Below are 12590 nucleotides of genomic sequence, written 5' to 3' on the forward strand. Positions count from 1 at the left end.
TCATGCTTATCGGAGAAGTGCGTTCATCAATTTAATGTGATTCAGAAAGAATAAAGTTGGGCTCTTCGTTGTGGCAAGTGCGTTAGTCTGAGTTAGTTAGATTTAGCGAGCTGTTTCAAATTAATTGATGAATACGTTGATAGTTTGCCGATAGCAATTTGATACTACCACTGCAGTACTGCATAGAGTTGAATGTATTTACGTACGAGTTGTTGTTTGTTAGTGCGGCGTAAAGGATGTCCATACTTTATGTAACATGGCGTGATATCAAAACGTTCGTTCAGAGATTGCGTTAGCTGCGTTTCACTGCTGTAAAGAGTGATACCTTGTTCCGTATATTCGCTAATAGGAGCAGGTAGTTCTCCCATCCACCAATGCAGCAGCTCTCTGCTTGCTTTACTTCTGCTGATCCAATGATCGCAAACTAGAAGAAGAAGATCATTGGGCTGCAAAGCATAGCCATACTCAGTTTGCCATTCAGTAATTGAAGAAAGCATCTTTTCCCGACAAGAATTACCAGCACTAACCATGTGATAACTTAATACCCATACAGTACCAATCTCTGAAGTAATACGATAATGATGGGGTAGATCCGGTGGGTTTAGTACCTCGAGAGATTTGACAACACTACTGTGGCCAAACTGACGAAGCGTATGATCCATACGCCTTGAAAACGCAAGACCTAAGTGATGCTCGCTCATTCCCTGATTATGAACTGCGGGATAATGCTTTTCACAGATCTTCAGACAGTCTCCTTGAAAATCATTAACACTTTGAATTACTAGATCGAGTAGCAAAGAATATCCCTTAAAGGTTTCGGCAATGAACGGCGAAAGGTTAGCATAGTCTTTTTAGATTAGGCTAATTTAGAACGGCAACTTCTTGATCTAAACATCAAAATTAGGAATCCTACCTATAAACGGAACTAAATGTTCATACCATGTTCGGAAGTATCAATTCCTACCGCACAAAATAATCAAACGTAAAAATCTAAGGATAACTCATGATTAATTTAGAAAGGGCACAAAAAGAAGCGCTGGCAACTGCCATTCAGGACTACATGCAAGATGAGTTAAGCATCGAAATTGGCCAGTTTGATAGTGAGTTTTTGATTGATTTTATTACTGATAAACTTGGAGCGGTGTACTATAACAAAGGTGTTGAAGACGCTAAATCATTGATTGAACGCCGTATGTTGGAAGTTTCTGACGAGCTTTACGAGATTGAAAAAGAAATAAAGATATAAAATTCAAAGTTTCTTACATTTAAGTTATTCAAATTTTTCGAACAGGTTGGTAGATAAGCTGTAATTGGCTGGGTGTAAATAATGGTAAATAATCTGTTTCATATTCAGTAAATCGGTTAATGTCGTGTTTAATTAATGACTTTGGCAAGAGAATAACTTCTGGAAATTGAGATGGATACACCTGTACAAAACTACAACCTGGTCGCACGCGTCATGCACTGGATTTCGGCACTGGCAATTATAGGCTTATTTGCAGTAGGTCTGTGGATGGTGGAGCTGAGTTACTACAGTGAGTGGTATCGTACTGCTCCTCATTACCATCGTTCAATCGGGATTTTGCTTGCTATCGTTACTATAGCGCGAATCGCATGGAAACATATTTCAGTATCGCCAAAGGCGGAAGGTAAGGCTTATGAAGTCGCTGCTGCCAAGTTAGCACACGCAGTGATGTATGTTCTTCTTATCACGATTTTTATCACTGGTTATCTGATCTCTACATCTGACGGCCGCGGTATCGAAGTCTTTAACTGGTTTACCGTACCGGGAGCAGGTGAGTTATTCCCAAATCAATCAGATCTGGCCGGTGAAATCCATTTCTACTCAGCGTGGGCAGTGATCCTTATTGCGGGTTTACATGCTCTTGCTGCACTTAAACATCACTTTATCGATAAAGACAACACATTAAGAAAAATGTTAGGAGCTTCAAAATGAAAAAGTCACTCTTTGCTACAGGATTAGCGTTGGCTATGGCACTACCGTTGGGTGCTCAAGCAGCCGATTATGTTATCGATACGAAAGGAGCTCACGCTTCTGTTAACTTTAAAGTTAGCCACTTAGGTTACAGCTTCATCAAAGGACGTTTTAATACATTTTCTGGTGACTTTTCTTTTGATGAGAACAACATTGCTGCGTCTAAAGTGAATGTGGTTGTTGATACTACCAGCCTGGATTCAAACCACGCAGAGCGTGATAAACACATCCGTAGTGGTGATTTCATCGATGCGGGCAAATTCGGCCAAGCAACGTTCACAAGTACAAAAGTAACTGATAAAGGTAACGGTAAACTGGATGTGGCTGGTGATTTAACGCTGCATGGCGTAACTAAACCAATTGTGATTGAAGCTGAGTTTGTTGGTGCAGGTAATGACCCTTGGGGTGGCCAGCGTGCGGGCTTTGTTGGTCAAACTCGACTTGAGCTTGCTGACTTTGATATTCCGGTGATGGGCGCTTCTAGCTATGTAGATATGGAACTTCATATCGAAGGTGTTAAGAAGTAAGCTTCTACCACAGTAGAAATTAGTAAAGCGCTCTTCATATGAAGAGCGCTTTTTTGTTACCAACTGAAAAATTTACTACATTCAGGCGGTTTCTAGTTCGTTTTTTTCCACGAGATTTAACCGTTCGCCATACACCGGGCGCAGTGCGTTAAGAATCTCCATACGCGATACTACACCAACCATTTGGCCATTCTCTAGTACTGGTAACACTTGTGGCTTACTTACTTTCATGCTTTTTGCACGTTCTTCCAGCGAGAGAGAGGTTAAGCGCGTGGCAATCCCCATGCTGCTTGTCGGGAATAACTTGTCTTTGTCGATACACAAGAATTCAACAACATCTACCAATCTATCTCCTGCGTCGATAGCGACGACATCACGGCTCATCAAATCAACGACTTTTTGCCCCTGAACTGGTATGTAGTCCTCACACCATAGATCCACCATTACATCATGTGCAGAGAAGAATCCAACTAAGCGGCTATGCAAATCAACAACTGGTGCACTGAAAAGATTGTGATCTAGTAAGGTATCAAGTGCGGTTGCCACAGGCGTTTCTGCGTTTATTGTGATAGGGCTAGGGTTCATGATGTCCTTTACAAATAAGCTGTTTTTCATAGTCGATTCCTTAACTGACAAGAGTGGTGTTGATTTGCTGATGGTTAAAATGTTTACGGCTTTTAATTCTGGACGACGGTAAATACACCAGTTTGCCAGGCCGACTAATACTGCGCCGCCGACGATATTGCCGAGGGTTACCGGTATCAGGTTTGTGGTAACAAAATTTGAGATAGTTAAGTCTGCGTAATTCGAAGCGGGCACCCCGACTAATGTCCAGAATGACACCGGAGCAAAGTTCGCGATAACAATACCTAACGGCACCATGAACATGTTTGCTACACAGTGTTCAAAACCACTGCTTACGAACATTGCTACGGGTAAGATAGTCATGGCTGCTTTAGTTAATGCATTGGCAGAGCTAAATGTCAGCCAAATCGCTAGGCAGACTAATAGATTGCATAATATGCCTAGTGCGAACGCTTGAATGAGTGTGTGATGAAGTTTGTGCTGGGCAATGTTTAAGGCGTTTAGACCCCATTGACCGCCATCCATCTGATATAAGCCGGCAGCAGTAACTAAAACGAGCAAGAACATAGCTCCAATAAAGTTACCGGCATATACCTTGCCCCAAATCATCAGCATTTTGCCGAAAGAGATCTGTTTGTTTGCCCAGGATATGCTTGAAAGCACTGAACTGGTAAACAGTTCCCCACCGCAGAGCACAATTAGAATCAACCCCATGCTAAATGCCACACCGCCGGCAAAGCGACTCAGCCCCCATCCGGCACCAGAACTACCTGTTGTGACCGTGATATAGAACAAGAATGCTAAGCCAATAAATGCACCGGCCATCATGGCAAGGCTTAAGGTCATACTGCTGGTTTTCTGCGATTTGCTCAGAGCAAACTTTTCCGCTTCGGCCATCATTTCTTTCGGAGAAAAATACTGGTGATTGTCAGAACGGATCACCTCCATAGGAACTCCTTAGTTTTTGACTCCATAAAAACTCCTTGATTATTAAAGTTATTGTTTTATTTCTGCGGCTTTCCTCAGCCGCACAGTCAGACTAGTAGGAAAATTCCCACATGAAAAATTGATAATGTTTAAGAACTTTATCAATTCATTTGATAACTACATTTAGAGGAGTAAAATGCATGCTATTGCTTATACCAAGTGAGAGTATTAGGAATACTCGCTCGTAAAGGAGGACACGTTGCGCTATTCACTTAAGCAGTTGGCCGTTTTTAATGCGGTCGCTGATACCGGTAGTGTCAGCCAGGCAGCAGAAAAACTGGCTCTGACACAATCTGCGACCAGTATGTCGCTTGCACAATTAGAAAAGATGTTAGGACGCCCTTTATTTGAAAGGCAGGGCAAGCAGATGGCATTAACACATTGGGGAATGTGGTTGAGGCCGAAAGCAAAGCGCTTGTTACAAGATGCGTTGCAGATCGAAATGGGGCTCTACGAGCAACACTTACTGAGTGGTGAGATTCGTATAGGTGCAAGCCAAACGCCGGCAGAACACCTTGTGCCAGACCTTATCAGTATTATTGATAATGACTTTCCTGAGATGCGTATCTCTCTCGATGTGAAAAGTACTAAAGGTGTCCTCGAGGGTGTACTTGATTACAAATACGATGTAGGGATCATTGAAGGCCGTTGTGACGACAACCGTTTACACCAAGAAGTGTGGTGCCGGGATCATCTTACGGTCGTGGCAGCTTCCCATCACCCTTTTGCAAAACACAGGACGGTTAGTTTGGCTCAGTTAGAGCAGGCTAAATGGGTATTGCGTGAGCAAGGGTCAGGTACACGGAAAACCTTTGATAGCTCGGTAAATCAACTCATCGAAGATTTAGATGTCTGGCGCGAATATGAACACGTTCCGGTCCTGAGAAGCCTTGTTGCTAAAGGGCAGTATTTGACTTGCTTACCTTACTTGGACGTTGAGCGCTTCATCGACGCAGGACTTCTTGTTGCACTCGATGTCCCTGAATTAAAAATGGAACGTACGCTTTCTTTCATATGGCGAGCCGACATGGCAGAGAATCCACTGGTAGACTGTATCAAACGTGAAGGTCTGAGAATGATGAAAGGAAAACCGTCGGTCCTATAGTTCATTTTATTAGCGAAGTTCTAGCTTGCTTAAAGTTTCTTAACACAGACATTTGGGTGAAATTTGCTCTTTTGTTATTTACCAAATCTGTTGATTTATCGGTTGCATCAAATTTTTTATGTAATAAATGAAAGTAAGAATGGTATCATTGTGATCAATGTCACCGATGGGTTGAGAAAATACCCTTAGTATCGGTATCTGATTTCAATGTATGAAGGCAGTTATCAAACCAGAGGGTATGATACTCGCATAGTAGGTACGAATACCATGACGACACTTTTAGCTATTTCAATTACAACTGGCATTTTGTCTGGCATTTGGGGCTGGATTGCCATTTCCCTTGGTCTTTTAACTTGGGCCGGCTTTTTAGGCTGTACTAGCTTTTTTGCTTCTCCAACCAGTGGGCTGAAGGGGCTTGCAACAAGTCTGATTACCAACTTGACGGGTGTGTTTTGGGCAATGGTTATTATTTATGCTTCCACCTACGTTGGATTAGAGATCTTAGGCTATGTAATTACGGCCGTCGTGGCGTTTTTCATGTGTATTCAGGCTAAGCAAGCTTGGTTATCGTACATTCCAGGTACATTTATTGGCTCATGTGCAACTTTTGCTTCTGACGGTAACTGGCAACTGGTTGTGCCTTCGCTGATTTTAGGTGGTGTGTTTGGCTACCTGATGAAATCTACAGGCCTTTGGTTACATGCGAAATCAACAGCTACGTCTACTTCTCTTACTGAGCAAGTGCAGCAGTAATCCGGATTTTAAAGTATCTGCGTCTTATTGAGCATTATTCCGCTCGGTACGAATCATCAATTTGATTGATATTTGATAAAGCACACTGTGATAGTGTGCTTTTTTGTTGTTGTGACCCTATGTATTACCACTGGCCATGGTAACGATGCGCTTGAGTGTCCAGCGTATCAGCACGGGAATACATTCCACTCCATTCTTCTCGCAATGTGAAACAATCGCTAAGGCTAGATCAGGTTTGGCATGTTTTTTCAGTACCCGATTAACCACTTTTTTCGCTGGAATTTGGTGGTCATGAGGTATTTTTATCATGTCTTTAAAAAATACCTCAAAGCCGTGATTGTAGAGGAAGTGTTCGATGTCCTGATCTGGTAACTCTGTTAAGCGATGACGTTCCTGGTCATTTTCTAACTGTGCACGTACAGTATGTGCGTATTTTTTACCTGCCGCATCGCCGTCTGTGACCACGTGCCAGTCTATACCGAACTCTTTAGCGACTTTGATAATTGAACGCAGTCCTGATTGGGCAAACTCCACAATTTGAACTCCTTCCGCCGCTAAGTCATAACCACATTGCCGAGCAAGTTCATTGAACAGCCATACTTCTGTTTCTCCTTCGACTAATAGCCAGCACCGAGCAAAGAGTGCTCCAGCCCGATGAAAGCGAATGTGAAAGCCAATACGCCTTAGCTCATCGCGTCCGAATTTTGATGAAGTCAGGCTTTTAGCGATTGTCCGGTCGGAAAGGCGGTATAAACGGCGAATAGAGTACAGAGGCACTGCACCGAGCAGGCTACCGCTATTTGTCGTAAGAATTTTTTGCATTGGCAAAAGCTGTAGCAATGACCAGGCTCTGGCTAAGTGAGTTGGATGCAATCTCCCCTCAGGATCTTCAATGATCAAGATTGGTCGCGAGCAGCGCCTTAAGTCTGTCGGTCCTTTAGCCTGAAGATAGGCATTGAGTAAGCCCATTAAAAGCAGGCGGCTCTGCTTGTCTTTTGTTTCTTTCAGGTACTGGCTTAAGCCTTTGTCGGACGGGTGGCTATTATAAAAAAGGCCGTCTCTGGGTTTTCTTGGGTTCCCTCTGCTTGTGCTTTGAAAAGCAAAATAGTGATCGATCAACGTCTGCATTGAAGCTAGGCTACTGCGTATTTCCCCTTTGTTGACTTGCCCGGGCATCGCTAACAATCGCCGGCATGTATTATCAATTCGTTTTTCAATACGTGCATTTTTGTTGTCACTGTTTGCCTGAGAAATACTGGGGAAGCGGCGAGAGTCCCTTAATCGGATTACAGGATGGAGAGTTATTAACTCGACCGCGAGTTTTTCTGAATGGTGAATTTGTTTTGGCTTTCCATCACGATCAAGAAAGGTATATTGGGTCGTGATGTCATGATTAACGCGTGAACCGCTGATACGATAGTAGATGACATGAGCGCCGTTCTCTTTTGAACACCAAGCGGGTTTAAGACTGCGGTAACGTCCGGCCTTTACCTCTTGTTTATCCTGCGCTTTAAAACAAAGAATGATTTCAATATGTTGTGACTGCGGATGAGAAATAGAGTAATCAACGTGGAAATCTTTAAGTTCAAACTCATAAAGTTTTCCATCGGTAGGTAAAGCGATGGAAAGGGCATCTAATAATGAAGATTTACCCCATGTGTTCTCACCAATAAGCGTAGTGAGCTCGTCAAATGAGAGAGAAAGGCGTTTGATGCCTCTAAACCCGGAGATTTCGATGCGTTCTAGTCTCATCTCAATCCTCCCTGCAATTATTTGAATTATAGAAAGTTACTTGCTAGTTGTTAGCATATATTAAATCTAAATTATTGAGCCAATCTCAGTTCACAAAATTACGCGAGTATGTTGTCCGGTAAGAATCGAGAGAGCTTAGGTTCTGAATCGAAGGCGTAAAATCATGATCACGTAAATATGAAATAGACTTTCGCTGTTTCATAAAATTCATGATTCTGTCATGATTCACTTCTTATTATTATAAGGAATGAAACGAGAGAAGATGAAAATGAATAAAAATCATAAGCCAGTAAGAATCAAACTGGCACACATCAATGACACTCATTCCTACTTTGAGCCAACGTCATTACAGCTAAAACTAAAAATAAATAACGAAGTTACCTTAGAACCTTATGTGAGTGCGGGTGGTTTTTCACGCATCGCAACCCGTGTGGAACAACTCCGTGACGATGCAAAGCGTCAGGGTCACGGCATGTTATTTCTCCATGCCGGTGATTGCTTTCAGGGAACGTTGTATTTCTCGCTGTTTAAAGGCCGAGCGAACGCTGATCTTCTAAACACATTAAAGATCGATGCGATGGCTCTGGGCAATCATGAATTAGACATGGGTAATGAACCTGTCGCACAGTTCTGCCAGCGAACAAATTTTCCTTTACTGGCAGGAAACTGGGACTTATCTAACGAGTCAGAAGTTAAATCTCACCGTATTAGCGATTGTGGCAATGTATTGAGTTATCTGCCACGCACACAAAGTGCACAATATTTGGTTAAAGAGTTTGATGGTGTGAGAGTCGCGATATTTGGATTGTCGATAGATAAGATGAGTGACATCGCGAACCCTGATGCAGACACACCTTTTGTCGCTGCAATTGAGACTGCGAAAGAAACGGTAAAGCAAATCCATGCCGCAGGAATAAAAAATATCATTCTACTTAGCCACCTCGGATATGAAGGCGACTTAGAACTTGCAGAAAAGGTGGACGGTATTGGTATCATCGTTGGTGGGCACAGCCATCGCTTGCAAGGGGACTTTTCGGCTATCGGTTTAGGTAAAGATGACCAGTATGGTGTGAAGATTAACGGTACTTACATAGTGCAAGCTGGTTATCACGCTTTGACGATGGGACATTGTTTACTTGAGTTTGATCAAGACGGAAAGGCAACGATGATTAACGGGCAGAATGAGCTGTTACTTGGCCGTCGGATATTCTGGGATTCATCATTAAACCAACAGTTAGACCAAGACGTATTTGAAAGGGCTTGCGACTTTATTCATGGACAGCCGAATGTGGTGGTGTGTAAAAAGCACCCTGAAACTCAGGCTATTTTAACGGACAAGTACATTCCGCGAGTAAGAGCATTACAATCGCAAGTGATAGCGAATGTGGAAAACAAAAAGCGTCATGTGCGAATTCCCGATGAGTTTGGAGGAAGTGAGCTCGCTTCAGCGGTAGCTCGCTCATTTTTGCACAGTTTAAACCAGCGCGGGCATGGTATTCAGTTTGCGATCCACAATGCTGGTGGTGTTCGCACGTCATTGAACCCGGGAAATATCACTATAGCTGATGTGGCCGGAAGATTATTGCCATTTGCCGTTCCAATCGGCTTTTATGATGTCCAGGGCAACACGATTCGCCGTGCGCTGGAAGGTGCTATCAATAATGCCCTGAATAATGGCGTTGAAGGGACGGGGTCTGGTAGCTATCCATACACATATAACCTTAACTTCGATTACGATGCAGATCTTCCTAAGGGTAAGCGAATCACGTTATTAGAAATCTTTTTAGAAAACGATTGGGTAAACGTCGAAGATGAGGTTTGGTATCGGGGTACTTCATCGGCGTACACAATGAAAGGCAAAGAAGGCTATGAAGCACTGCTCGATATGGAAGGTGAGGGCAGTGTAAGTAACTTGTCTATGGCGGATTGCTTCATTGAATTGCTGACGGATGAACCTAACTGCTTAAATCAAAATCACAAGATTTATTCTCAATTTTCCGTCTAGCTATTCTTGGTATCCATTTTGCTTAACCTTCTGAACTAGGTATGTTTTTGAGGGTGGGAAGTATGTGGAGAAAAGCTTGGGCAGATGTAGCAATATTTATTGCATGGATAGCGGCTTGGTCAATGTTAGTCCATTTCGTGCCTGTCAATATATAAGACAATGAGAAGTGGGGCATACTGTGCTCCTTTCTCTCCTGATATTTATCCGATCGATTGTTCTGACGCCCTAAAATTTACTCAATCTATCGATAACAAATCTTTGTTGGAAACAAGAAATCTTCGGCGTATTATTGCCATGTTTGGGGAGTAGTTAGCGCAAGTTTACTTATCGTCATCTCGTTAAGCAGTCGCTTATCCGGTAAGTAAAGGTGTCTCTTTTGTCTATTCAGGCAAGGCACTTCAACGAGACCAACGCATTCAGTAACTAGCAGGCACATGTGTGATTGCTGGTTTTAATTGTATGCGGAAGGTCACCAAACTAGTGTTTCTTCCGCGCAGGAGGAAGCATGTCTCTGATAGAAAACACCACTCAGTTAAGCCAATCTGTTCTGTTTCAAGATTCACTCACCATGTACGCGGCTTTCGGCCTGATCACACTGTTTTTCGTTGCTCTCGATATATATCAAACGCGAGGTGGTGTCATCACGATGAGAAAGGCTATTGTATGGAGTTTGTTCTGGTTCTTGCTCGCTTTTGTTTTTGCAGGAGCCATCTATTTTTACTGGGATTTTTACACTCCTCACAGTGATTACTCGAATGAAAGCGCTACGGTGGCGTTCGTCACGGGTTATCTGCTGGAAAAGTCGCTCAGCGTTGATAACCTTTTTGTGTTCGCTATCATATTTGCCCAATACAAAGTGCCTGAGCATCTCCGCCCCAGAGCACTGCTCTATGGGGTTATCGGCGCTTTATTATTACGTGCTGTCATGATCACGATTGGGGCGCAGTTACTGGCGCAATACCACTGGGTGTTATATCTGTTTGCCGCTTTCCTGATTTGGACTGGTATTCAACTCGCGGTGGATAAAGGTGAGGAGGAAGAGGTTAATCCGTACCCGGAAAAGATAATCCGGAAGCTTGTTCCTGTTACTGATGATTACCAGGGGAAATCCATCTTAGTCAAACAGGCAGGAAAGTACATTGCGACACCGATGTTGATTGTCGTGGGCGTTATCGCGGTGATGGATGTGATGTTTGCCCTAGATTCAATTCCTGCTATTTTCGCGGTCACTCGCGAACCGTTTTTGGTTCTGGCAGCTAATGTATTTGCTTTACTTGGGTTACGGTCTTTGTATTTTGTATTACAAGCGATGCTGGATAAGTTCTTATACCTGAAACCCGCTTTGTCAGTGATCATGACATTTATTGGTGTGAAGATGTTATTGGTCGGCACGCAGTATGAAATACCTACGGTTTGGTCGCTTACATTTCTAGTTGTGGTTATGTTTACTGCAGTTATGGCTTCAGTCTATAAGAGTAAAGACAACAGAGTATCTAGCGTTAATATTACTAATCAAAAATATTAGCTAGGCATCAGAATTAGACCGTAATCGAATAAATTTTAGTTAATGAAATGTTGCTTTGAAGGTGGGTGTTATATGCCTAACTGTAAGTTATTCATCCTAAAAAGACTAATTTAGAATAAATATTCACCTAGAGGTGATTTTTATTGCATTGTAATGTAAATGGTTTGTTTTATTAGTAAAAGTAATCTGAATGGGTAAATTTTGTCATTTTTTAAACTGAAATTAGGTGACTATTATTAACCCAACAAAACCTATTACTGCTTTTAAAGAGAGGCAATCATGGCTCAAGCAATGCAAATGACAAATGTAGCTTTACCAACCTCTATGGATAAGAGAACCTATTCGGTTAACTTCAAAGGATTGATTGCACACTTAATGGATATTCTTTTTGTAGATAACTCTGCTCCGCGCGGTTACTACGCAGAAGAACTATCAGTTCACGTTCAGAAAGATATCGGTATGTATCGTTAATCTTAATGAATACTGCAGATGAAGAAAGCCAGCTACCTTGCTGGCTTTTTAGTATTTGTAAAATGCTCAGCCTCTCATATCGCAAAGATCGCAATGAATGTATTAAGCATCCAGAAATAAAAACAGGGTTCCGATTGGAACCCTGTTTAGTCACTAATGTATGTGAACTACTTCTTACGGCAGTATTCAGCGATTACGTACATTGACTGACCGCCATTCGCCTTACCAGAAACAAGCTTAGGATCATCACCAAGGCTAATACCACGGATAACAGTACCTTGTTTAATCACTTGGTTTGTACCTTTAACAGGAAGGTCTTTGATGACTGTTACGTCGTCACCTTTTTTTAGCTCAGTGCCGTTGCAGTCTACAGTTTTGTCATCTGCTGACATGCCTTTCATCGCCCAGTTCATTTGCTCTTCTTCCATGTACATCATGTCAAGAGCGTCCTGAGCCCAGCTTTCAGTATTCAGGCGAGTAAGCTGGCGCCATGCAGTGACTTGTACTGCTGGTACCTGGCTCCACATGCTGTCATTCAGACAGCGCCAGTGGTTAATGTCTTTAGGTTCATCGATCTCGCTCAGGCATTTGTCACAAACCATAATAGCTGTATCAACTGTTACATTACCGTGTGGTGGCACCGCGTAAGCAGTTAATTGAGATTCAGATGAACATAGTTCACATTTCGACTCGCAGCGTGCAAGCAAAGTAGTTTCGATAGACATAAGGACTCACCTTAGTAATGTTATTTTGTGGCGGTATTATCCACTTTATCCTGATAAATAAAAGGGTGTTAGGGGATTAAGCCGGGTATTTTACAATATTCCAACCTGAAACAAGAGAAGTTGTAAAATATCGGCTAATAAAATAGTTTTTAGAATATA

Annotated in this window: 12 protein-coding genes; 8 read left to right on the plus strand and 4 right to left on the minus strand. The window is 42.5% G+C overall.

Annotation, left to right across the window (positions count from 1 at the left end):
* Positions 1 to 164: 164 nt before the first annotated feature.
* A complete protein-coding gene (locus KHN79_RS18065; protein ID WP_182009324.1) occupies positions 165 to 797 on the minus strand; it encodes a hypothetical protein in 633 nt (210 codons plus the stop codon).
* Positions 798 to 1003: 206 nt separating this feature from the next.
* Here KHN79_RS18065 and KHN79_RS18070 point away from each other — a divergent pair, with 206 nt between their 5' ends.
* The 3 genes from KHN79_RS18070 to KHN79_RS18080 all read left to right on the plus strand — a co-directional run bounded on the left by KHN79_RS18070 (position 1004) and on the right by KHN79_RS18080 (position 2523).
* Positions 1004 to 1246, plus strand: coding sequence for a DUF2164 domain-containing protein (locus KHN79_RS18070; protein WP_182009323.1), 243 nt, complete (start codon positions 1004 to 1006; stop codon positions 1244 to 1246).
* A gap of 171 nt (positions 1247 to 1417) precedes the next feature.
* The gene (locus tag KHN79_RS18075) at positions 1418 to 1957 is read left to right on the plus strand and encodes a cytochrome b (protein WP_182009322.1); all 540 of its coding nucleotides are present in this window, start codon (positions 1418 to 1420) and stop codon (positions 1955 to 1957) included.
* Positions 1954 to 2523, plus strand: a complete 570-nt coding sequence (locus KHN79_RS18080; protein ID WP_182009321.1) for a YceI family protein — start codon at positions 1954 to 1956, stop codon at positions 2521 to 2523. The genes KHN79_RS18075 and KHN79_RS18080 overlap by 4 nt, the downstream gene beginning before the upstream one ends.
* 81 nt (positions 2524 to 2604) lie before the next feature.
* Here KHN79_RS18080 and focA read toward each other — a convergent pair whose 3' ends face one another.
* Positions 2605 to 4056 (minus strand): formate transporter FocA, encoded by a 1452-nt coding sequence (gene focA / locus KHN79_RS18085; protein ID WP_182009320.1) that lies wholly within the window; start codon positions 4054 to 4056, stop codon positions 2605 to 2607.
* 238 nt (positions 4057 to 4294) lie between these two features.
* Between focA and KHN79_RS18090 the strand changes: the two genes are divergently transcribed.
* Together KHN79_RS18090 and KHN79_RS18095 are read left to right on the plus strand one after the other, a co-directional pair.
* The gene (locus KHN79_RS18090) at positions 4295 to 5200 is read left to right on the plus strand and encodes a LysR substrate-binding domain-containing protein (protein ID WP_182009319.1); all 906 of its coding nucleotides are present in this window, start codon (positions 4295 to 4297) and stop codon (positions 5198 to 5200) included.
* 267 nt (positions 5201 to 5467) lie between these two features.
* A complete protein-coding gene (locus KHN79_RS18095) occupies positions 5468 to 5953 on the plus strand; it encodes a DUF1097 domain-containing protein (protein ID WP_182009318.1) in 486 nt (161 codons plus the stop codon).
* Positions 5954 to 6070: 117 nt separating this feature from the next.
* Here the strand turns inward: KHN79_RS18095 and KHN79_RS18100 are convergent, their stop codons facing one another.
* Positions 6071 to 7705 (minus strand): ATP-dependent endonuclease, encoded by a 1635-nt coding sequence (locus tag KHN79_RS18100; protein ID WP_182009317.1) that lies wholly within the window; start codon positions 7703 to 7705, stop codon positions 6071 to 6073.
* A 262-nt stretch (positions 7706 to 7967) separates the two neighbouring features.
* On the opposite strand from KHN79_RS18100, the gene KHN79_RS18105 reads away from it, so the two are divergent.
* The 3 genes from KHN79_RS18105 to KHN79_RS18115 all read left to right on the plus strand — a co-directional run bounded on the left by KHN79_RS18105 (position 7968) and on the right by KHN79_RS18115 (position 11706).
* A complete protein-coding gene (locus KHN79_RS18105) occupies positions 7968 to 9710 on the plus strand; it encodes a bifunctional UDP-sugar hydrolase/5'-nucleotidase (protein WP_182009316.1) in 1743 nt (580 codons plus the stop codon).
* Positions 9711 to 10215: 505 nt separating this feature from the next.
* Positions 10216 to 11235, plus strand: coding sequence for a TerC/Alx family metal homeostasis membrane protein (locus KHN79_RS18110; RefSeq protein WP_182009315.1), 1020 nt, complete (start codon positions 10216 to 10218; stop codon positions 11233 to 11235).
* Positions 11236 to 11514: 279 nt separating this feature from the next.
* Positions 11515 to 11706 carry a hypothetical protein gene (locus KHN79_RS18115; protein ID WP_182009314.1) on the plus strand — a complete coding sequence of 64 codons (192 nt, stop codon included), beginning with the start codon at positions 11515 to 11517 and terminating at the stop codon, positions 11704 to 11706.
* A 167-nt stretch (positions 11707 to 11873) separates the two neighbouring features.
* Here KHN79_RS18115 and KHN79_RS18120 read toward each other — a convergent pair whose 3' ends face one another.
* Positions 11874 to 12431 (minus strand): alkylphosphonate utilization protein, encoded by a 558-nt coding sequence (locus KHN79_RS18120; RefSeq protein WP_182009313.1) that lies wholly within the window; start codon positions 12429 to 12431, stop codon positions 11874 to 11876.
* Positions 12432 to 12590: the final 159 nt, after the last annotated feature.

It is taken from the genome of Vibrio sp. B1FLJ16 (genome assembly GCF_905175385.1).
Taxonomy (GTDB): domain Bacteria; phylum Pseudomonadota; class Gammaproteobacteria; order Enterobacterales; family Vibrionaceae; genus Vibrio.